The sequence below is a fragment of the Methylobacterium sp. 37f genome (genome assembly GCF_023093475.1).
GTDB lineage: Bacteria > Pseudomonadota > Alphaproteobacteria > Rhizobiales > Beijerinckiaceae > Methylobacterium.
This window is the reverse complement of sequence record NZ_JAGHKN010000035.1, coordinates 13,926-35,107: the sequence shown is the minus strand read 5'-3', so window position 1 is coordinate 35,107 and position 21,182 is coordinate 13,926. Positions and strand designations below refer to the sequence as shown.

14 protein-coding genes are annotated in these 21,182 nt (G+C 66.2%); 6 read left to right on the top strand and 8 right to left on the bottom strand.

Features of this window, described 5'->3' with window-relative positions; all coding sequences use genetic code 11:
* Positions 1–30: 30 nt before the first annotated feature.
* The 5 genes from J7U37_RS19560 to J7U37_RS19540 form a co-directional block, all read right to left on the bottom strand.
* Positions 31–675 carry a riboflavin synthase gene (locus J7U37_RS19560; RefSeq protein WP_056482084.1) on the bottom strand — a complete coding sequence of 215 codons (645 nt, stop codon included), beginning with the start codon at positions 673–675 and terminating at the stop codon, positions 31–33.
* 1 nt (position 676) lies between these two features.
* Positions 677–1,789 (bottom strand): bifunctional diaminohydroxyphosphoribosylaminopyrimidine deaminase/5-amino-6-(5-phosphoribosylamino)uracil reductase RibD, encoded by a 1,113-nt coding sequence (gene ribD, locus J7U37_RS19555; protein WP_247636783.1) that lies wholly within the window; start codon positions 1,787–1,789, stop codon positions 677–679.
* 11 nt (positions 1,790–1,800) lie between these two features.
* Entirely contained in the window at positions 1,801–2,388 is a 588-nt protein-coding gene (nrdR, locus tag J7U37_RS19550; RefSeq protein ID WP_247636782.1) for a transcriptional regulator NrdR, read from the bottom strand.
* A 126-nt stretch (positions 2,389–2,514) separates the two neighbouring features.
* The gene (gene glyA, locus J7U37_RS19545; protein WP_056184242.1) at positions 2,515–3,819 is read right to left on the bottom strand and encodes a serine hydroxymethyltransferase; all 1,305 of its coding nucleotides are present in this window, start codon (positions 3,817–3,819) and stop codon (positions 2,515–2,517) included.
* Between the two features lie 273 nt (positions 3,820–4,092).
* A complete protein-coding gene (locus J7U37_RS19540) occupies positions 4,093–5,391 on the bottom strand; it encodes a L,D-transpeptidase family protein (RefSeq protein WP_056184365.1) in 1,299 nt (432 codons plus the stop codon).
* Between the two features lie 697 nt (positions 5,392–6,088).
* Here J7U37_RS19540 and J7U37_RS19535 point away from each other — a divergent pair.
* The 3 genes from J7U37_RS19535 to J7U37_RS19525 all read left to right on the top strand — a co-directional run bounded on the left by J7U37_RS19535 (position 6,089) and on the right by J7U37_RS19525 (position 10,506).
* The gene (locus J7U37_RS19535; RefSeq protein ID WP_247636781.1) at positions 6,089–7,108 is read left to right on the top strand and encodes a DUF1775 domain-containing protein; all 1,020 of its coding nucleotides are present in this window, start codon (positions 6,089–6,091) and stop codon (positions 7,106–7,108) included.
* A 219-nt stretch (positions 7,109–7,327) separates the two neighbouring features.
* The gene (locus J7U37_RS19530) at positions 7,328–9,454 is read left to right on the top strand and encodes a TonB-dependent receptor (protein ID WP_247636780.1); all 2,127 of its coding nucleotides are present in this window, start codon (positions 7,328–7,330) and stop codon (positions 9,452–9,454) included.
* 65 nt (positions 9,455–9,519) lie between these two features.
* A complete protein-coding gene (locus tag J7U37_RS19525; RefSeq protein ID WP_247636779.1) occupies positions 9,520–10,506 on the top strand; it encodes a hypothetical protein in 987 nt (328 codons plus the stop codon).
* A 53-nt stretch (positions 10,507–10,559) separates the two neighbouring features.
* Here the strand turns inward: J7U37_RS19525 and J7U37_RS19520 are convergent, their stop codons facing one another.
* Both J7U37_RS19520 and J7U37_RS19515 read right to left on the bottom strand, forming a co-directional pair.
* Complete coding sequence (locus J7U37_RS19520; RefSeq protein WP_247636778.1) at positions 10,560–12,992, bottom strand: penicillin-binding protein 1A; 2,433 nt, start codon at positions 12,990–12,992, stop codon at positions 10,560–10,562.
* Positions 12,993–13,226: 234 nt separating this feature from the next.
* On the bottom strand, positions 13,227–14,510 hold the full coding sequence (locus J7U37_RS19515; protein ID WP_056184251.1) for an N-acetylmuramoyl-L-alanine amidase: 1,284 nt from the start codon (positions 14,508–14,510) through the stop codon (positions 13,227–13,229).
* 799 nt (positions 14,511–15,309) lie between these two features.
* On the opposite strand from J7U37_RS19515, the gene J7U37_RS19510 reads away from it, so the two are divergent.
* The gene (locus tag J7U37_RS19510; RefSeq protein WP_247636777.1) at positions 15,310–18,387 is read left to right on the top strand and encodes a ribonuclease E/G; all 3,078 of its coding nucleotides are present in this window, start codon (positions 15,310–15,312) and stop codon (positions 18,385–18,387) included.
* A gap of 59 nt (positions 18,388–18,446) precedes the next feature.
* Here the strand turns inward: J7U37_RS19510 and J7U37_RS19505 are convergent, their stop codons facing one another.
* Positions 18,447–19,625 (bottom strand): aminotransferase class I/II-fold pyridoxal phosphate-dependent enzyme, encoded by a 1,179-nt coding sequence (locus J7U37_RS19505; RefSeq protein WP_247636776.1) that lies wholly within the window; start codon positions 19,623–19,625, stop codon positions 18,447–18,449.
* Positions 19,626–19,786: 161 nt separating this feature from the next.
* Here J7U37_RS19505 and J7U37_RS19500 point away from each other — a divergent pair, with 161 nt between their 5' ends.
* Both J7U37_RS19500 and accB read left to right on the top strand, forming a co-directional pair.
* Positions 19,787–20,575: a DsbA family protein gene (locus J7U37_RS19500; protein ID WP_247636775.1), complete on the top strand. Its 789-nt coding sequence runs from the start codon at positions 19,787–19,789 to the stop codon at positions 20,573–20,575.
* A 112-nt stretch (positions 20,576–20,687) separates the two neighbouring features.
* Positions 20,688–21,170, top strand: coding sequence for an acetyl-CoA carboxylase biotin carboxyl carrier protein (gene accB, locus J7U37_RS19495; protein WP_247636774.1), 483 nt, complete (start codon positions 20,688–20,690; stop codon positions 21,168–21,170).
* Positions 21,171–21,182 lie beyond the last annotated feature (12 nt).

Genomic DNA, 21,182 nt, shown 5'->3' with positions numbered 1-21,182 from the left:
CCCAGGTCGCTGGGCGTGGCGGCGTCCTGCTCAGGCTTCTGCGGCGGCCCGGCTCTCGGACAGGCGCGCGGCGTAGCGGGCGATCAGGTCGACTTCGAGGTTGAGGTGGTCCCCGGCTCGGCGCTCGCCCCAGGTGGTGACCGCGAGCGTGTGCGGGATGAGCAGCACCGAAAACAGGTCGCCGTCCACCGTGTTCACGGTCAGCGAGGTTCCGTCGAGGCAAACGGAGCCCTTCTCGGCGATGAATCGCGCGAGTAGCGCCGGCGCCCGCAGCGTGAAGCGGTCGGAGGGCGCCCATTGCGGATCGCCCGCGCCGCCTGTGACCGGATCGCGGGCGATCAGTTCGGCGAGGCCATCCACATGCCCCGTGACGAGGTGGCCGCCGAGTTCGTCCCCGATCTTCAGGGAGCGCTCCAGATTCAAGCGTCGTCCCTCGCGCCATTGACCCACGTGGGTGCGGGCCAGCGTCTCTGCCGCGGCATCGACGGCGAAAATGCAGCCGCCTTCGACCGCTTCGACCGCGACCGCTGTCAGGCAGGGACCTGAGCAGGCAATGGAGGCTCCCAGCGCGATCGTAGCCGGATCATAATGCGAGCGGATGCGAATGTGACGCAGGCGGTCGTCGCCCGCGACGGACACGACCTCTCCGACGTCCGTAACGAGACCCGTGAACATCTCAGGCGCTCCGCTCGTAGGTGACGACCCGGTCAGGGCCGAGAATCCGGGTGTCGATGACCCTGAGGCGGCCACCGTCGAGGATCCCCTGCAGGACCGGGCCGATGGCCGGCAGGCCGCCGGAGCCGTCTAGGCTGACCGGGCCTGTGATGAGGGTGAAGACGTCGACGAGGTCGGCCTCCGCCAGCGCCTCGGCGAGGTGTGGGCCGCCCTCGCAGCAGAGCCGCGTTACGCCCCGCTCGGCCAGAGTTCGGAGCGCGGCATGAAGGTCGACCTGTCCGGCGCCGTCCGCATCGACGCCGATCACCTCCACACCGAAGGAGGCCAGCATGCGTTTGGCATGGACCGGCGCGCGGCGGGTGGTGAGGACAAGGGTTGGGACGTCGCGGGCACTGCGGACCAGGGTGGTCGAGGGCAGCAGGCGCAGGCTCGAATCGAGCACGACGCGTAAGGGCGAGCGGTCGGACAGGCCCGGCAGTCGGACGGTCAGCGAGGGGTCATCGGCACGTGCGGTGCCGATGCCGACAAGGATCGCGTCCGCATGAGCCCGCCAGAGATGCACCGCTCCGTCGGAGATGGGGCCGGTGATCCGCAGGCGCTCGTTGGGGGCACCGGCGAAGCCGTCCTGGGTCTGGGCGAGCTTGAGGTGAACGCTCGGCCGCCCTTTCGTCACCCGAGTGACGTGGCCGCGATGGTCGCGGGCGGCCTCCTCCGCCAGAAGACCCGTGGTCACGGCGACGCCGGCATCAGCGAGGAGGCGGTGCCCCCGCCCTGCCACGCGCGGATCGGGATCTTCCAGGGCTGTGACGACGCGAGCAATGCCGGCGGCGATGATGGCGTCAGTGCACGGTGGTGTGCGGCCATAGTGTGAGCACGGCTCCAGGCTGACGTAGAGCGCGGCGCCACGTGCCGCCGTGCCCGCCATGGCAAGAGCGATCGGTTCCGCGTGCGGCCGGCCTCCGGGGGCGGTGACGCCCTGCCCCACGATCCGCTCCGCACCGGGCGCACCCGCCACGACCACCGCGCCAACGGACGGGTTCGGCCAGGTCCGACCGAGGTTGCGGTGCCCGAGGGCGAGGGACAGACGCAGGAAGCGGAGGTCGGTTTCGCTCATCCCGGTGCTCCTCATGCCCGCGACTTCGGCTGCCGCTTCGACCGCAGGTCCGTGACCTTGGAGGACAGGGTGTCGATGGACCGATCCCCGGCGGCCGGACCCTCGGAGGTGGGATCACCCTCAGTGGCCGGGTTGGCTGGGAGCACGGCCGGCTCGGCAAGCGTCCCGAGTAGCGCCTTGAAATCGCTGGCCTCACGGAAGTTCTTATAGACCGACGCGAAACGCACGTAGGCGACATCGTCGAGCCCCTTCAGGCCCTCCATCACCAACTCGCCGATGGCTTCGCTGCCGATCTCCGCTTCGCCGCTGCTCTCGAGCTGCCGGGTGATGCCGCTGACGAGGCGCTCGATCCGCTCTGGGTCCACGGGCCGCTTGCGGACCGCGACGTCGATCGAGCGCTGGAGCTTGTCCCGATCGAACGGTACGCGCTTGCCCGATCGCTTGAGGACGGTGAGTTCGCGTAGTTGTACCCGTTCGAACGTGGTGAAGCGGCCGCCGCAATCCGGGCACACCCGGCGGCGGCGAATCGCCGCCGCATCGTCGCTCGGCCGCGAATCCTTCACCTGGGTGTCGGGACCGCCGCAATAGGGACACCGCATCGGACGGACACCTGAAGAGGAACGGCCGCCGGGAAAACGGAACGGCCGCGAACCCGATGGTTCACGGCCGCTGAATGGCATGGTGAGGGGCGCCGGTTCAAGCGCCCCTCGTCGGGGCGTTGCGCCTCAGCCGTAGATCGGGAACCGATCGGTCAGCGCGTGCACACGCTGCTTCACGCTGGCCTCGACGGCCGAATCACCCTCGTCGCCCTTGGCCACCAAGCCATCGAGTACCTCGACGATGAGACCGCCGATCTGCTTGAATTCGGCGACGCCGAAGCCGCGCGAGGTGCCGGCCGGGGTGCCGAGGCGGATACCCGACGTAATGGTGGGCTTCTGCGTGTCGAAGGGCACACCGTTCTTGTTGCAGGTGATGTCGGCGCGGCTCAGAGCGGCTTCCGCCGCCTTGCCGGTCAAGCCCTTGCTGGTGAGGTCGACCAGCATCAGGTGGTTGTCGGTGCCGCCCGAGGTGATGTTGTAGCCGCTCGACATGAGCGTGTCGGCCAGAGCCTTGGCGTTCTCAATCACCTGCTTGGCGTAGATCTTGAACTCGGGCTTGAGAGCCTCGCCGAAGGCGACCGCCTTGCCCGCGATGACATGCATCAGCGGGCCGCCCTGGATACCAGGGAAGATAGCCGAATTGAACTTCTTGGCGAGCGCCTCGTCGTTCGTCAGGATCATGCCACCGCGCGGTCCGCGAAGGGTCTTGTGGGTCGTCGTGGTGACGACATGGGCATGCGGGAACGGCGACGGATGGACGCCTGCCGCGATCAGACCCGCGAAGTGCGCGGCGTCGACGAAGAAGTAGGCACCGACAGCGTCGGCGATCTCACGGAACTTGGCGAAGTCCCAATGACGTGGGTAGCCCGAGCCACCGGCGATGATCACCTTGGGCTTGTGCTCATGCGCAAGGGCCTCGACCTGCTCCATGTCGATGCGCTGGTCGTCCCGGCGCACGGTGTAGGAGACCGGCTTGAACCACTTGCCCGAAACGTTCGGGGGGGCGCCGTGGGTGAGATGGCCGCCGGCGGCGAGGTCGAGACCCAGGAAGGTGTCGCCCGGCTGCATCAGGGCCAGGAACACGCCCTGGTTCGCCTGGCTGCCGGAATTCGGCTGCACGTTGGCGAAGCCGCAATTGAACAGGCGCTTGGCCCGGTCGATGGCCAAGTTCTCGGCGATGTCGACGAACTGGCAGCCGCCGTAATAGCGGCGGCCCGGGTAGCCCTCGGCGTACTTGTTGGTCAGCACCGAGCCCTGCGCTTCCAGGACGGCGCGAGAAACGATGTTCTCCGAGGCGATCAGCTCGATCTCGTGCTGCTGGCGGCCGAGTTCTTGGGCCACCGCCTGCGCGATCTCCGGATCCGCGTCCGCGAGAGGAGCAGCGAAGAACGAGTTGGAGAAGTGCTTGTCGGCAGCAGTACCGGCGCTCATGGAAAGCCTCGATTGTTGAACGGGCGGACGCACCCGTAATCCGCTGGCGTTGGGCGGGCGGGCGTTCGAAGGCTGGATTACTACACGCGACCGGTTCCAAGGCCAAGCACAGGCATTTTTTTGCGTCTCACTAAAAAAATTCAGCACAGAGCGCGGGGCGCGGAGTCGAGGTATTAAGAGCCCGTGTCGTGGCGTCGCATCCGCCATGCAAAAGGCCCACGCTGTGAAGCGCGGGCCTGAGATTTTGGAGACCGGTGCGGTCGGACGTGAGGCTTAATTCTCCTCGTCGCCCGGCTCGAAACTCTGGACCGGCTCCGCACTGGCAACGGGGGTCGGGGCGGAGAGGGTCGAGGGCACGTTCACGCCGTCGCGCTTGTAAATGTCGTCACGGAACTGAACGAGGCCGTCCGGGGTCGACCAGGCGGTGATGTAGGTCCAGTAGACCGGCACCGGGCTCGCCAGAGTGGCGTCGACGCGCTTGCCGCTCTCGATCGCCTGCTCGACCTGATCTCGGCCCCAGCCGGGCGTGTCCTTGAGCAACCAGGTGATGTATTCGCGCACGTTCTGGACGCGGACGCAGCCCGAAGAGATGAATCGGAAGTCGTCGCCGTAGACGCCCTTCGAGTTCGTGTCGTGCATGAACACGCCGTAGGGATTCGGGATGTTGATGCGCACGATGCCCATCGAATTGAAGTCGGCCCCTGAATCCTGGCGATAACGGTAGCGGGTGCCCTCGTCCGAGTTCCAATTCACCGAGGCCGGGGAGATCTCATTCTCTCCTGCGAAGATGCGGATCTTGTTCTCGGTGAGATAGGTCGGGTCCTTCTGCATCTTGGGGATGAGGTCCTTCTTCACGATGGAAGCCGGGACCGTCCAGAAGGGGTTGAAATTGATCTGCGTCGCCTTGGTGTTCATGATCGGCGACTGGCGGTCAATCTTGCCGACACCGGCGGCGTGCAGGGTCACGACCTGTCCGTTCTCCACCGTCTGCACCAGGGCGGCGGGGATGTTGGTGATGACGAAGCGGTTGCCGAGGTTGCCGGCATAAGAGCGCAGCCGCACCACGTTGATTTCGAGCTGGTGAAGGCGAACATCGGCCGGGACATTCATGGCCGCCTGGGTGGTCTGGCTCATGGCGCCGGTCTGGCTCAGGCCATGCCGCGCCTGGAAGCGCTTCACGCCGGCCGCCACGTAGGAATCGTACACCCCTGAGCCGCCGGAGGCCGGGTCGAGGTCGCCGGTGATGATCAGGCGCTGACGCAGGGCCGCCACTGCCGGACCCTTCGCGCCGACGCGCAGGCGATCAGCGCCCGAGACTGATTTCCAGCCACCCCGATTGACGATGTCGCGGTAGCGTTCGATCATCTGCTCGGTGGCCGCGACGGTCTGCGGCGACAGGATCGGCGTCGACGAACGCTGCACCTGCATGGTGGCAGGCGAGGCATAGTCCTGCGCCCACTCGGCTTGTGCGAAGCCGCCCGCTTCACGCGCCGTCGCCGATTGCCCGACAAGGGCCGCCGACGCGAGCAGTGTGAAGCCGAACGCGCGGGTGTGGAAAGCCTGTTTCAGCATCGGACGGAAACTCTGATCTGATTGACGAAGCGACATGCGGTGTTGTCGATCTCGGCGCGACGCGCCGAGGTTCTGAACGCCCCTGTCGCGAACGTGTCGGGGTTGCGTTAAGAACTCATGGGGACCCGGCCACATTGTGGCATGGTCCGGTTTATCCCCGCGATCCCCGCATACATCCTCGTGACTGCGACCTGTGTGCCACAGCACCGTGGTCCGCTATGCAACCGGCATAGCGCAACGATAGCCAATGGCGTAAGCGGGATCACGATGACGCTCCCGGCAAAACAGCTCGGCCACGGGAATTGGGGCCCTTTGCGTGCGATCACTGCAGTGATCGCACTCTACGCTTTCGTCTTGCACGCAGTCCTGAGCGGTCTGGTTCCGCTTCCGTCGGCGGCTTCACATGGTCTCCTCTGTCTCGGTCAAACGGATGACTTAGATTCGGGAACGCCCAATGGCGCTCACACGCATCATCTACCCTGCTGCACCGTCGCCGGGTCGATGCTGCACGCCGCTCTGCCCGAGATCATGCCCCGCTCGATCACATGGCCGACGCCGGTCGTGTGCAGACATGCCTGGCAGCGCGAATTTTCAGCCTCCGCGCGCGGGCCGCCCGGCTCAATTCCCCATCCGCGAGGTCCCCCCTTCGTCTGATGTGATCAGTTCTCTGCGATCCCCTCAGACACGGACCATCCCCATGTGCAGACTTCCCCGAGCCCAATTCATCGCGGGCCTCGTCCTCACGCTTTCGACGACCGCCGCGCTGGCCCACGCCACCCTGGAGCGCAAAGAGGCGAGCCCGAATGCCAGCTATCGTGGCGTTGTGCAGATCACGCACGGCTGCGACGGGCAGCCGACCAACCGCGTCAGTGTTACAATTCCGGAGGGCATTATCGGCGCCAAGCCGATGCCGAAGCCCGGCTGGACCCTGAGCACCGAGAAGGGAGCCTACGCTCGCGCCTATCCGTACTATCACGGCGACATCCGCGAGGGGGTGAAGACCATCACTTGGACCGGCGGTCGCCTTCCAGACGATCAGGTCGATGAATTCACCTTCCTGGCGCGGGTCAGCGATGCTTACGCGCCCGGTAGTACTGTCTACTTCCCCGTCGAGCAGGATTGCGCCACAGGGCAGTATCGCTGGACCGAGATCCCGGCAGCGGGCCAGGACGCACATGCACTGAAATCCCCGGCACCCGGCGTGCGGATCGTCGCCGCCGTGTCAGCATCTGCCGGAGTTGATCACACCACGGCGAGTTCCGGCAAGGCCGAAGCGGCGAGCCTCAAGGCCGGGGATCTCAGCATCGAAACGCCGTGGATGCGCGCGACACCCGGCGGCGCCAAGGTCGCCGGCGGCTACGTCCGCGTCACCAACACGGGCACGCAGGCAGACCGCCTGATCGGCGCAGCAATCCCATTGGCGGGACGCGCTTCAATCCACTCCATGAGCATGGAGGGGGCCGTGATGCGCATGGCCCCGGTTGAGGGCGGCCTGGTCATCAAGCCGGGCGAGACTGTGGAACTGAAGCCCGGCGGATTCCACCTGATGTTCGAGGACCTCACGGGGGCGCCGAAAGCCGGCGAAGCGATTCAGGGAACGCTCCGCTTCGAGAAGGCCGGCACCGTTCCGGTCAGCTTCAGCGTGGCGCCGATCGGTGCGATGAAGCCGGGTGCGCCCGCAGCCGCGCCATCTGCGCCGGGTCCGCACGACCACTGACGCCGCTCCCCTCGCATGCGGGGCAATGGGGCCGACCTGATCCCGTCGCTCCCGCGTGGGGCGGTGCGGGCGGTGATCCGCAATGCAGCCTTCCCGTTCCAGTCTCCACTGCGCGATCCGTCGTGCGGCGTCCGCTCTCCCGTCCTCACCCCTCACCGGGATCATGCAGGCCCCTTCGCGCCATTGCGAAGCGTGGGCCCATGATCCGGAGCCTCACCGATGTCCGGTCCCCTGCCCTGCCGCCCCAGATTTTCCGTTGGTGCCCTCCTAGGCGGCGTCTCACTTCTGACGCTCTGCCTCGCCGGGACGCCCTCTCGCGCCGAGGAAACGGGCGCCGCAACACTCTCCGAGCTCAGCATCGAGGGCGCCTCAGCGGGTTCCCTGACGGTTCCCGGCGTCGCGGCCCAACGCGCGGCCGTGAGTGCCACGGTCGGGTCCGTCGCTTTCGTGGACGCCAAGGATTTCCAGGACCGCTACGCCAACACCCTGCGCGACACCCTCAAGGACGTACCGGGCGTCTACGTGCAGGAGCGCTATGGCCAGGAACTCAGGTTGTCGGTGCGTGGCTCCGGCATCGCGCGGGGTTTCCACCTGCGTGGTCTCGAGCTGTTGCAGGACGGCATTCCGCTCAACCTCGCCGACGGCAGCGGCGACTTCTACCAGATCGATCCTCTCGGCCTCCGCTCGATCGAGGTCTACAAGGGCGGCAACGCCCTGACCTTTGGGGCAACGACACTTGGCGGCGCCATCAACGTTGTGACGCCGACGGCCCAGACCGCCTTAGCGCCCAACATCCTGCGGATCGATGGCGGCGCGTTCAACACGATCCGCGAGAACGTCCAGGTTTCCCGCATCTCCGGCCCGGTCGATGTGCTGATCAACGGGACGATTACGAATTCCAATGGCTACCGGGACCACGAGACCCAACGGACCCAGAACTTCAACGCCAACCTCGGCTACCAATTGGCCCCGGGGGTCGAGACGCGTTTCTATGCCGGCGTCTACCTGACCGACCAGAAGCTCCCCGGTACGCTCAGTCTCTTCAACGCCCTCAACAATCCGACGCTGGCCAACCCCTCGGCGATCACCGGCAACCAGTCGCGCAAGGTCGAGACCGAGCGGATCGCCAATCGCACCTCGTTCCTGCTTGATGTCGGCAAGCTCGATATCGACACGTGGGCGATCCACAAATCGCTGTATCACCCGATCTTTCAGGTGATCGACCAGGACGGCTGGACCTATGGGATCGCCCCGCATTGGTCCGGGACCTTCGACGTCGCCGGCTATCGCAACGACCTGATCCTGGGCCTGCGTGCTTTCGCCGGCCAGAACTCGGCCCTGCAGTTCGTCAACATCGCGGGTCAGCGTGGCGCCCAGACGCTGCGCTCGCTCCAGAGTGCCTCAAATTACGAGGCCTACGGCGAAAATCGCTTCTGGTTCCTGCCGGACGTGGCGTTGATGGCGGGTGCCAAGGCCTTCTCGTCGAATCGCACCTACAGCAACAAGGGCGGGTTCACGGGTGGCAATGCCGTTCCATCCTCGGCCAACGAGACCTTTTCCGGCCTCAACCCGAAGGTGGGACTGCTGTGGCAGCCGCTGCCCGACATTCAGGTCTTCGGCGACATCACGGGATCGCGCGATGTGCCCGATTTCTCCGACCTCGTGCAGCAGAATTCGCTCAACACCACCTTCGTGCCCCTGCGTGCACAGAACGCGGTGACGTACGAGGCGGGGACGCGCGGCCGGATCGACCGGTTGTTCTGGGACCTGACCCTCTATCGCTCCGAGGTCCGCGACGAACTCATCAACTTCTCGATCAATCCCGGCCTCGGCATCCCGGCTGCGACCTTCAACGCGCCACGCACCCGGCACCAGGGCGTGGAGGCCGCGGTGTCCCTCGATGTGGCGCGCGACCTGATCGCTCCCGGTGACGGGCTCGTCGTCTCGCAGGTCTGGACCCACAACGACTTCCGCTTCATCGCCGATCCGGTTTTCTCCAACAACCAGATCGCCGGCATTCCGCGCGACGTGCTTCGGACGGTGCTCACCTACCGGAATCGGCAAGGCTTCCACATCAGCCCCTCGGTCGACTGGGTTCCGCAGGGGGCCTTCGCCGACCACGCCAATACCCTGAAGGTGCCGGGCTACGCACTGTTGAACATCGGTGCCGGAATCGATTTTCAGAACGGAGTCTCGCTATTCGTCGATGCCCGCAATCTGACCGACGCCCGCTACATCTCGGACATCTCGGTCGTCACGAATGCCCGGACCGTCGCGGGTGGTCCGGTGGCGTTCTACCCGGGCGTGGGGCGCAGCATCTTCGGGGGCGTCCGCGCCGGGTTCTGACTCGGCCTGGGATACGGATGATCCAAAAGGGTGCACCGTCGCGGCACGATCGATACAAGGGCGCGATGACCGAGGGTATCTCCATCGCGCCTGTGTCCGCCGTATCGGAACCAAAGCGGCTAGGCCACTCCGACGTGCATGTCGGGCGGGATGGCTGGCTCTTCCTCACCGGCGGTAGCAATGCCGTGCTCGACCAGTACGCCGACCCCGGTTTTCCACGCGCGAAGCTCTGGCGCTGGCGCCGAATTCTCGAAACACGGGTCCGGCGTTGCGTGGAACTCGGCACTCGCTATGCCCATGTGGTGGCACCGGAGAAGCTCGCGATCTATCCGCAGACCTGCGATGGACTCCCCTTCGATCCAGACCGGGCCCCGGTTCTTCGAATGGAGCGCTGGCTGCGCTTCTCATCTGCGCGGCGCCATTGGATCGATCTCGTTCGTCCGTTCCGCGCCCGCGCCGCTGAAATCCCGCTCTATCGTCGTACCGACAGCCACTGGAGCTTCTCGGGATATCTCCTCGCCTATGGGGAGATCTGCCGCCATCTCGGCCTCCGGCCCCGCGAGGATATCGCGCGGCGCTGTATCGGCTCGGCTGGGGCTTATGCGGGCGATCTCGGACTGAAGTTCGATCCCGTCCGCTCAGAAATGGCGGAGCCGTGCCTGTTCGACAGCGCAGCACGCCGCATCTACGCCAACAGCCTCGTGACTACCTTGGAGTCCCAGGGACGCGGCCGCGATGCGCATATCGGGGCCCACGTCATTTTCCGGAATGACTCACCGCAGGCCGATCCACGCCGTTTGGTGCTGTTCGCCGATTCTTATGGGCATCATACGGTCACGCCACACACGGCAAGCCTGACACCGATGCTCGCCGACACGTTTCGCGAGGTCCACGTTCTGTGGTCCACCAGCATCGATTGGGGCTACGTCGCCCGAACGAAGCCGGACTTCGTGGTCGCAGAGATCGCGGAGCGCTTCATGATCGACGTGCCGCAGACTGGGTTCAACATCGAGAAACTTGCGAAGCTCGCTCTGGCACGGAAGTCCGGCTGAACCGGCCAGAGCCCCAGCGAGGGCGCCGGGGCTCTGTTCAGCATAAGGGGACTTCAGTAAAGGCCACCGGCCTGAGCAGCACGGTCGGCATCCGGCGGCACCGCTGCCGGACCGCTGGACTGCTGGGCCGGCGCAGCGACGTAGGCGTCCGGCGGCGCGGTTCCGGGTTTGAACGCCTCGAGGATCGTGCCCCCGCCTTCACCCGAGCCGGCACGCATTCCGGATGAGGCGGAGACGCGGATCAGCTTGATGCCCGGGGGCACGCGGAACGGCGTCGGCGGTTTGTCCTTGAGGGCCAGCTTGAGGAAGTCGAGGGCAATGGGAGCCGCGAGGCCGCCGCCGGTGGCCCGATCGCCGAGCGAGCGCGGCTTGTCGAAGCCGATATAGACGCCCACCGCGAGGTCCGGTGAGAATCCCACGAACCAGGCATCCTTGGCGTCGTTCGTCGTCCCGGTCTTGCCGGCAAGCGGTTTGCCGATCTGCTTTAGGATGGTGGCGGTACCGCGCTGGACAACGCCTTCCATGATCGAAACCATCTGATAGGCGGTCAGCGGATCGAGCACCTGCTCGGAATCGTCGATGAGCTTGGGTTCGTCCTGGCCCGACCATTTATCCGCGTCGCAGCCGAGGCACTTGCGGTTGTCGTGCTTGTAGATGGTTTCGCCGACGCGATCCTGGATGCGATCGATCAGGGTCGGGCGGATGCGCCGCCCGCCATTGGCGAGCATCGAGTAGGCGGTGACCATGCGCATGACGGTGGTCTCGCCGGCACCCAGAGCCATCGGCAGCACGGGCAGCATGTCGTCGTAGACACCGAAGCGGCGGGCGTACTCGGCGATGAGCGGCATGCCGACATCCTTGGCGAGCCGCACCGTCATCAGGTTCTTCGAGTGCTCGATGCCATAGCGCAGGGTGTGCGGGCCGCCAGACTTGCCGTCGTAGTTCGACGGTGTCCAGGCTTCCTGGCCGGGGCCCGCCTCGATGGTGATCGGAGAGTCCTGCACGATGGAGGACGGGGTGTAGCCGTTGTCCAGCGCCGCCGAGTAGACGATCGGCTTGAACGACGAGCCGGGCTGACGCATCGCCTGGGTGGCGCGGTTGAACTGGCTTTCGTCATAGGAGAAGCCGCCGACCATCGCGTGGACGCGACCGGTATAGGGGTCCATCGCCACGATGGCGCCCGAGACCTCGGGACGCTGGCGCAGGCGGTACTGGTTGCGGCTGGTATCGGTCGCCTCGACGTAGACAACGTCGCCCGCGTTCAGAGCCGCAGCGGGCGAGCGCCCGGTCCAGCGGGTGCCCTCGGCCGTGATCGTGCCGGTCTCGCGATCCTTCGAGACGTGGCCCGAAGCTTCACGGCGCGGCTGGAGTCCGATCTGTGCGGCTCCCCCGGTGGTGCTCAACACCACAGCGAGGCGCCAGGGCTGCACGTCGCCGAGACCCGGAACCTCTGCGACGGCGAGGCCCCAGTCACGACCCACGAGATCGACCTTGGCCTGCGCGCCGCGCCAGCCATGCGACTGGTCGTAACGGATCAGGCCGTCCACGAGTGACTTGCGTGCCCAGGCCTGCATCTTCGGATCGAGCGTGGCGCGCACGGAGAGACCACCCTCGTAGAGCTTCTTCTCACCGTAGCGCTCGGCGATCTCGCGGCGCACCTCCTCGGTGAAGTAGTTGGCGTTGGCGGCATTGGCGAAGGCGACGCGCGGGTTGACGCCGAGTGGCATCTTGCGGGCGGCTTCGGCCTCCTCCTTGGTGATGTACCCGTTCTGGGCCATCAGCCCGATAATCTCGTTGCGCCGGTCCAGCGCCTTCTGGGTCTGGCGATAGGGGTGATAGTTGTTCGGCCCCTTCGGCAGCGCGGCCAGGTAAGCCGCTTCGTTGATCGTCAGTTCGTGCACCGACTTTCCGAAGTAGTCGAGCGCAGCCGCCGCGACGCCGTGCAGGTTGCGGCCGGGCACGATGGTGCCGAGAAAGATTTCGTTGAGATAGAGTTCGAGGATCTTATCCTTCGAGTAAGCCGCCTCGATCCGGAAGGCGATGAGCGCCTCCTTGGCCTTGCGCTCGAAGGTCTGCTCCGGCGACAGGAGGAAGTTCTTGGCGACCTGCTGGGTGATGGTCGAAGCACCCTGCTTCTTGCCGCTCTTGAAGTTCGTCAGCGCTGCGCGCACCAGCCCTTCGGGGTCGACGCCGCCATGCTTGTAGAAGTTCTTGTCCTCAGCAGACAGGAAGGCCGCGACGACGATTTTCGGCATCGCTTGGATCGGCAGGTAGAGGCGGCGCTCCGTGGCGTACTCCGCTAGCAACGAACCATCCGCCGCATGAACGCGGCTCATCACCGGCGGCTCGTAATTGGCGAGCGCAGCGTGGTCGGGCAGGTCCTGGCTGAACTTCCAGTAGAAGAACGCTCCCGCGCCCGCGGCCAGCACGAAGATCATCGCACCGACGCTGAACAGGAAGCCGAAGAAACGAAGGATGAAGCGCATCCGGGTCCCGTCCGTCGATGATCCACCGCCGCCGGTCGGCCGTGTCAACGCGCGCCAGCATGGCGTGCACTTCCTCGGACCGTGTCCCATCCCGAAATGCAAGGGTCCCGCCGCGGATTTGCGGTCGAGGCCACGATGTCGGCGGCGTTCGCTCATGAGCGCCACGATCCATCCCGCCGAGACGATCGGCGTCGGTGTGACCAGGGCGCTGTGAGCCCCGGTTTCACACGTATTCTATGGTGAAACTGGGGCGATTGCCGCCGACCGGCGTGCCGGCTGCGGCCGCGTCAGGGAGGTCCGACTTCCGAAGAACGCATCGATGGCCTTGGCCATGCCTCCGGTCACTTCGGCGCGCCAAGCCTCTGATTGCAGAAGGTCGAGATCGCGCTTGCTGGAGAGATAGCCGAGTTCGACCAGAACCGATGGGACATCCGGCGAGCGCAGGACCTGGAATCCCGCCTCGCGGTGCGGCTTCGTGCTCATTTCCATCACGGGTCCGAGATGGGTCATCAGTCCCTTGGCGAAGCCCGAAGAGAAGGTGCGGGTTTCGCGCAGGGTCAATTCCTGGAGGATATCTGCGACATGGCCGGGGCCTTCGTTCGATTCGGTGCCCGCTGCCGCGTCGGCACGGTTCTCGCGCTCGGCAAGCTTGGCTGATTCGGCGTCGGTAGCCTTCTCGGAGCCGGTGTAGATCGTGGCGCCGCGCACCTGAGGCGCCGATGAGATCGAATCCGCATGGATCGAAACGAAGAGGTCGGCCTTCGCCTCGCGGGCGAGGCGGACGCGTTCGGAGAGGGGAACGAAGACGTCGCGGTCCCGCGTCATCCGCACCCTGTAACGTCCGCTGGACTCGAGTCGGGCCACCAGGGCTTGGGCGAAGCCGAAGACGATATCTTTCTCGAACACGCCGGTTGCCGCGATGGCCCCCGGATCGGTTCCGCCATGGCCGGCATCGACCATGATGAGCGGGCGCGCGTCCGTCGGCTCCGGTAAGATCGCCGCTTTGCGCTGGGCGGGCGCGGGATCGCTTGAGACGGCGGCACGCCGAAAGCCCTCACGATCGCTGCGCTGGAAGTCGATGCTGAGCAGCACGGCGCCGTCGCGGGCCCGCGTGACCGTTTCGATCCGGCCCACCGTGGCGGGCTGGGCAAGGTCGACCACGATGCGCGACCGGCCGGGTGCGAACAATCCGTAGCGGAAGGAGGAGACGACGCCCTCGCGCTTCCGTCCGGTCTCCGGACCCAGTTGAAAGTTCACTTCCGCGAGATCGATCACCGCCCGGTCGGGACGCTCCATCACGAAGGCCTTCGCGTCGATGGCCTTCGAGAGCGTCAGGGTCAGCTTCGTCGTCGCATTGCTGGTGGAGAGATCTGCTGCGATGGCGACGGCGGCCTGAGAGCTGGCCCCGCGCAACTTTTCATTGTCCTGAGCCTGCGCGCTCGGGCAGACGAACGGGATCGCGCCGGCAAAGACGAGGGCGACGAGGGCGGAGCGGAGAAGGCGTAAGCGTCTCTGCATCGTTCCGGCATTCATCCTCGGGAGGACAAGCACGCCCCGGTTGGGCATGCTGTTAGCGAACTGCCATATGAAGCAGCCTCTACGAGATACGGACCGGATGGTTAACCGTTCCTCAAGCGGTGCCCCCGCTTCCGTGGAGCTTATGTCCCCACGGCGACAGGTTCGCGCAGCACGGGAATCCAGGCAGGACGCCGGGGGCCGAGCCCAGGATACGGGCCGATTCAAGCGGAAGACCGCGACCCGGAACAGGAAGGTCCTTGCCAAAACGTCGCGACGCTCTGTAATGATACGGTCCCCTTCCCGGCGCCGTGCGGTTTGCTCCGCGGCCCGCGGGTGCGATCCGGCTTCTTGCTGGATAGCCTTCGCAGTCGGTTCCCCGCGTCAGACAATGCGGCATGGCGAGGCTGGGTGGGAGTCGGTTCATTCGGTGGCTTTTTCGGCCGTCGCACCGTTCTTGGAATGCACGCCTGTCCTCGGACGGGCCCACACAGTCTTCGCGAGGTCAGGGAGAGAATGAGCGGACACACAGCATCGGTTGCCGTTGCTCGTGTTCAACGCCTGCGCGTTTCGCGTGGCGCCGCTGTCTCGTCGACCCTGGCCAGGATCAACCCCACGCGCGCCGAGATCCGGCGCCCAACGGCGGTTGACGGCAATCCCTTCCCCACAGCTTCCGCGACCCCCTTCCCCGGGTCGTCACGTGCACCGATCCGCCAGGCCAGTGAGCCTGGACCGAACGGCGCACCATCGGGACCGAGCGGTTCGAGGAGAACGACGTCGACCGCCATGTCGAAAGTTCGTCATGGCCAACAACAACAAGATGCTCATCGACGCGATGCACCCGGAGGAGACTCGGGTCGTCACGGTCCACGGGTCGCGGGTTGAGGAATTCGACTTCGAGGCCGCCAATCGGCGCCAGCTTCGCGGTAACATCTATCTCGCCAAGGTGACGCGCGTGGAGCCCTCGCTCCAGGCGGCCTTCATCGAGTACGGCGGCAACCGCCACGGCTTTCTCGCCTTCAGCGAGATCCACCCGGATTATTACCAAATTCCACTCGCCGACCGGCAGGCGTTGCTGGAAGACGAAGCCCGCGAGGCCGAGGAGCACCGCGAGCGCGAGGAGCGTAAGCCTCGCCGCCGCTCGCGCGGTCGTCGCGATGGGACGTCCGCCAAGCGCGCTCGGACCTCCGATACGGTGACGTCCGAGGATGTCGCCGCGTTCGTCGAGAACGATTCCGCGATCGGCGCAACGGACGCGCTCCTCGAGGGCGGCTTCACCGATGGGTCTCAGGAAATCGCTTCGCGTGGCGATGCCTCGGCCGACCTGCCGCAATCCGATCTCGGCAGTCCCGAGACACCCGCCTCTTCATCGGAAGCCTCCGAGGATCAGGCCCTCGTCGGTGCTACGGCCGAGGCGCCGATAGCCCCGGCCGTCGAACTGGCTCTCGAGGCCGCACCGATGGGTGACGGCGCGGCCTCTGGTTCCTCTGAGCGCGAGTCTCATCAAGTGGAGCCCTCGGACGCTGAATCTTCGAACGCTGAATCTTCGGAGACTAGGTCGTTCGAAGGCGAGACTTCTGTCGCCAACCTCCATGTCGAGCCTGAATCCGAGGACGACTCCGACGAGGACGATGACGAGGACGAAGAAGAGGACGATTCGGACGACGAGTCCGAGGATGATGACGATTCCGACGAGGATGAGGACGACGACGAGTCCGAGGGCGAGGACGGCGAGCGTCCGCAGAAGATCGCGCAGGTTGGCGGCGACGCTCTCGCTGAAATCCCCGAGCGTCCGCGCACTTACCGCCGGCACTACAAGATCCAGGAGGTGATCAAGCGCCGCCAGATCATCCTAGTGCAGGTCGTCAAGGAGGAGCGCGGCACCAAGGGCGCGGCGCTGACCACCTACCTCTCGCTGGCTGGCCGCTACTCCGTGCTGATGCCCAACACCGGTCGTGGTGGCGGCATCTCCCGCAAGATTACCTCGGCGGCCGACCGCAAGCGCCTCAAGGAAGTCGCGCAGGACCTGGAGGTCCCGGAGGGCATGGGCGTCATCCTGCGCACGGCCGGCGCTTCCCGGACCAAGCCGGAGATCAAGCGTGACTTCGAATACCTGATGCGCCTGTGGGAGAGTGTGCGCGAGTTGACGCTGTCCTCCTCCGCACCGGCGTTGGTCTACGAGGAAGGCTCGCTGATCAAGCGCGCTATCCGCGACCTCTACAACAAGGATATCGACGACATCCTGGTGGCCGGCGACGAGGCCTACCGCGAGGCGCGCGACTTCATGCGCATGTTGATGCCGGGTCAGTCCAAGGTCGTTCAGCCCTATCGCGATCCGACGCCGATTTTCGCGCGCTATGGGGTCGAGCAGCAGCTCGACGCGATGTTCTCGACCCATGTGACCCTCAAGTCGGGCGGATACCTCGTCATCAATCCGACCGAGGCCCTCGTCTCCATCGACGTGAACTCGGGTCGCTCGACCCGCGAACACGACATTGAGGACACTGCCCTGCGCACCAATCTGGAGGCGGCCGAAGAGGTCGCCCGCCAGCTGCGCCTGCGCGACCTCGCGGGCCTCGTCGTCATCGACTTCATCGACATGGAGGAGAAGCGCAACAACCGCGCCGTCGAGAAGAAGCTCAACGAGTGTTTGAAGAACGATCGCGCTCGCATTCAGGTCGGTCGCATCTCGCCCTTCGGTCTGCTGGAGATGAGCCGTCAGCGCATCCGCACCGGCATGCTCGAGAGCTCGTCCCTCCCCTGCGCCCATTGCGGCGGTTCGGGCTACGTTCGCGCCACGTCGTCGGTGGCGCTGCAGATCCTGCGGGCGATCGAGGAGTCGCTGCTCAAGAGCACCAGCCACAACCTCATCCTCAAGACCCGCACCGAGGTGGCGCTCTACATCCTCAACCAGAAGCGAGCCCACCTGAGGGAACTCGAAGTCCGCTTCGGCGTCTCGGTGACCATTGCGGCCGACGAGCGCCTGGCCGCCACCTCCGCCTTCCAGCTCGACCGTGGTGAGCCTGCGACCCGGGCCGAGGGGCCGGTCACCGGGGTGCGTGCCGTGGCGATCAATTCCGCCCTGGAGCCAGAGGAGGATTTCGATCCGGAGATCGAGGAGGAGATCGTCGAGGTGGAGGCCGAAGAGGTCGAAACCGGCAACTCCACCGAAGACGCAACCGAGAAGGCCTCCGAGAGCGGCGATGGCCGTGGCGGGCGTCGTCGCAGGCGCCGGCGTCGCGGTGGTCGCCACGAGACCGGCGATCAGGCCGGTGCCGAGAGCACTGCGACTGATGGTGACGACGAGGGCGAATCCGATGAGCCGGAGGAGATCGCTGCGCAGGCCGAGACTGACGAGGGCGTGTCGCCCGCCGAGGCTTCGTCGGCTGGCGAGGATGATGGCAGCGGGCGTCGTCGCCGTCGGGGTCGGCGCGGTGGCCGTGGTCGTGATCGCGACGGCCGTACCCGGGACGGCGAGAGCAACGTCCAGGAGTTCGCCGGCAAGGAGTTCGGAAACTCGGAGTCCGGCGACCGGCCGGTTGCTTCGGTCGAAGGAGACGAGGGGGCGGCTGACGCGCCGTCCGCCTTCCTCGGCGGCGAGGAGCCGGTGAGCGCCGAGGCGGTGTCCGAAGCCGTGGCTCCGTCGGCGCCGGAGGAGGCCGGCGCCGTTGCGCTGGAACTGCCGGTCGCAACCGAATTCCCCGAGGGCAACGAGGCTGCTCCGGTCGAAACCCCTCAGGCATCGGCCGCATTGGCGCCGGCCCCGGCGAAGCCTGCTCCCGAGCCGGTGGCGGTGGTTCTCACGCCGCCCTCCGATCCGGATCGTCCGAAGCGTGCCGGCTGGTGGTCGCGCACCAAGGCGGCCCTGACGGGCGAGTGAAAGCCGCCACAGTGCCATGAACAGAGCGGGGTGGGCATGAGCCCGCCCCGTTTTACGTTTCAGCGCAGCCACGCCTTGAGGCGTCGCACCGCATCCACGCAATCGGCGTTCGAGCCGGCGAAAGAGAAGCGGACGTGATGGCCGCCATCCCGTGCGTCGAAATCCAAGCCCGGGGTCGCCGCAACCCCCGCTTCGTCGAGCATGCGCCGGCAGAAGGCGACCGAGTCGTCGGTCAGGTTCGAGACATCGGCATAGAGATAGAAGGCGCCGTCGGCCGGATGTGTCCGCCCGAGTCCGAGACCCGGGAAGGCGTCGAGCAGCAGCGCTCGATTGGCGGCATAGCCCGCCCGCACAGTTTCGACTTCCTCAGCAGCGTCGAAGGCGGCGAGCGCAGCCACCTGCGATAAGTACGGCGGTGAGATGTAGAGGTTCTGCGCCAGCCGCTCGACGGGACGGGCGAGCCAGTCCGGCACCACCATCCAGCCGATGCGCCATCCGGTCATGCACCAGGTCTTCGAGAACGAGTTGATGACGATCGCTTCGTCATCGTAGCGCAGGGCGGTCTCCGTCGGCACGCCGTAGGCGAGCCCATGATAGATCTCGTCGGAGATGAATCGGAGGTTCAGAGTCCGGGCCGTGGCGCAGAGGTCAGCGAGGCGTTCGGGTTCGATCACCGTGCCGGATGGGTTGGCCGGACTCATCACCAGGATGCCCGACAATCCTTCGCGTTCGTGCAGCGCCCGCAGGGCGGAGCCGGTCGGGGCGAACCGGTCGGCATCTTGCAGAACCAGGGGCGCCGGGACCAGGTCAAGGGCGTTCAGCAGGCTGCGATAGGCCGGATAGCCCGGCTGCGGCACCGCGATGCGGGCGCCGGCATCGAACAACCCGAGGAAGGCCAGCACGAAGCCCGCCGACGAGCCGGTGGTCACCACGATGCGGCTTGGTGACACCGTGACTCCATAGGTCTCCGTATAGTGGCGCGCGATGCGCTCGCGCAGAGCCGGCAATCCCAGGGCCTGGGTGTAGGGCAAGGCGCCGGTCGCAAGGGCGGCTTGCGCCGCCGCGATCACGGCTCGGGGCGCCGGTGCCGAGGGCTGGCCGACCTCCATATGGACGACGCCCTCCCCGCGTGCCTCGCGCGCTGCGGCGGCCGACATCACGTCCATGGCCAGGAAGGGTGCAACGCGGGCTGCGCGCTGGGATGAGAACTTCGGAGCGGGGATCGGAGCTTGTGTCATCCGCCCCGTCATAGCCCCTGCGCGGGACCGGGGACAAACCCGCCATTCGGCGATTGACCGCCCGCCGCGAAAACGCCTAACCCGGCCGCTAACCGCATGTCTAATTGAGATGACCCCTGATGGCCGGCCTACGTCTGACCGGTCCCGCCCCGCGAGGACGTATGCCCCTCTTCCGTACTCTGCTCTGCGCCACGATTCTCGCCGGCACCCTGGGTGTCGCCTCGGCGCAGACCACCACGAGCCAAACCGCTCCGGCTGCCGCGTTCACGGACGTTCAGCGCCAGGCGATCGAGGGCATCATCAAGGATTACCTCGTCAAGAACCCGGACGTGCTGCAGGAGGCGATCGCGGAAGGTGAGCGCCGGCAGCAGGAGACGCAGAAGCTTGCTCAGTCCGCCGCGCTCAAGGAGGCGCGTGAGGCCCTGATCAATTCGCCCCATGGCGTGGTCGCGGGCAACCCGAATGGCGACGTCACGATGGTCGAATTCTTCGACTACAATTGCGGCTATTGCCGCAAGGCGCTGTCGGACATCCAGGCTCTCATCAAGGGCGACCCCAAGCTGCGCGTCGTCCTCAAGGACTTTCCGGTTCTCGGTGCCGAGTCGCTGGAAGCGAGCAAGATCGCACTGGCGGCCAAGCAGCAGCTCAAGGGCGATAAGGTCTTCGAATTCCACACCAAACTCCTCGAATCCAAAGGTCGGGTGAACGGCGAACGCGCGCTGGCCGTTGGCAAGGAGATGGGTCTCGACGTCAGCCGCCTGCTCAAGGATGCGCAGGGTCCGGAGGTGAAGGCCGCCCTGTCCGAGAACGTCGGGCTCGGCGACAAGCTCGGCCTTTCGGGAACCCCCGCCTTCATCATCGGGGACGAGGTCATCCCGGGTGCGGTTGGCGTCGAGCCGATCCGCAAGACCATTTCCGACGTGCGCCAGTGTGGCCACGCGAACTGCTGAGCCCACGCGCCTCCCGCCCCGATCCGTTGCCACCTTGCGAGTCCCGTCTGGCGGCGACATTTCCCGTCGATCCTAGCCGCACCCTGCGCCTGACCTGAAGACGACCGAGCCGATGTCCAAGAACGACCCTTTCGATCCGGAGCTCGTCCGCGAGCTTGCCAAGCTCATCAACGAGACCGATCTCAGCGAGATCGAGGTCGAAAAGGGCGATCTGCGCATCCGCGTCGCCCGCCGCATCGAAGCGGTCCAAGTGCAGGTGGCCGCGCCCGCGCCGGCGCCCGCGATGGCCGCCGTCTCGGCTCCCGTCCCCGCTCCGGGCCCGGGCGGCGGGGTCGATCGCGGCAAGGCCGGAGCCGGGCATCCGGGTGCCGTGCCCTCCCCCATGGTCGGTACCGCCTATCGCCGCCCATCGCCGGAAGCGAAGCTGTTCGTCGATGTCGGGTCCAAGGTTGAGGCGGGCGAGAAGCTCCTCCTGATCGAGGCGATGAAGACCTTCAACGAGATCGTCGCTCCCCGCTCGGGCACCGTCACCGCCGTCTTCGTCGAGGACGGGCAACCCGTCGAGTTCGGCGAACCTCTCCTCGTCATCGAGTGAGCCGGGCCGCAC

Bases quoted from the DNA above. Each gene is read 5' to 3' on its own strand.
- glyA (WP_056184242.1), bottom strand. From the start codon at position 3,819: ATGAGCGCCGGTACTGCTGCCGACAAGCACTTCTCCAACTCGTTCTTC.
- J7U37_RS19540 (WP_056184365.1), bottom strand. From the start codon at position 5,391: ATGCTGAAACAGGCTTTCCACACCCGCGCGTTCGGCTTCACACTGCTC.
- J7U37_RS19535 (WP_247636781.1), top strand. From the start codon at position 6,089: ATGTGCAGACTTCCCCGAGCCCAATTCATCGCGGGCCTCGTCCTCACG.
- J7U37_RS19520 (WP_247636778.1), bottom strand. From the start codon at position 12,992: ATGCGCTTCATCCTTCGTTTCTTCGGCTTCCTGTTCAGCGTCGGTGCG.
- accB (WP_247636774.1), top strand. From the start codon at position 20,688: ATGTCCAAGAACGACCCTTTCGATCCGGAGCTCGTCCGCGAGCTTGCC.
- ribD (WP_247636783.1), bottom strand. From the start codon at position 1,789: ATGAGCGAAACCGACCTCCGCTTCCTGCGTCTGTCCCTCGCCCTCGGG.
- nrdR (WP_247636782.1), bottom strand. From the start codon at position 2,388: ATGCGGTGTCCCTATTGCGGCGGTCCCGACACCCAGGTGAAGGATTCG.
- J7U37_RS19500 (WP_247636775.1), top strand. From the start codon at position 19,787: ATGCCCCTCTTCCGTACTCTGCTCTGCGCCACGATTCTCGCCGGCACC.
- J7U37_RS19525 (WP_247636779.1), top strand. From the start codon at position 9,520: ATGACCGAGGGTATCTCCATCGCGCCTGTGTCCGCCGTATCGGAACCA.
- J7U37_RS19505 (WP_247636776.1), bottom strand. From the start codon at position 19,625: ATGACACAAGCTCCGATCCCCGCTCCGAAGTTCTCATCCCAGCGCGCA.
- J7U37_RS19560 (WP_056482084.1), bottom strand. From the start codon at position 675: ATGTTCACGGGTCTCGTTACGGACGTCGGAGAGGTCGTGTCCGTCGCG.
- J7U37_RS19510 (WP_247636777.1), top strand. From the start codon at position 15,310: ATGGCCAACAACAACAAGATGCTCATCGACGCGATGCACCCGGAGGAG.
- J7U37_RS19530 (WP_247636780.1), top strand. From the start codon at position 7,328: ATGTCCGGTCCCCTGCCCTGCCGCCCCAGATTTTCCGTTGGTGCCCTC.
- J7U37_RS19515 (WP_056184251.1), bottom strand. From the start codon at position 14,510: ATGCAGAGACGCTTACGCCTTCTCCGCTCCGCCCTCGTCGCCCTCGTC.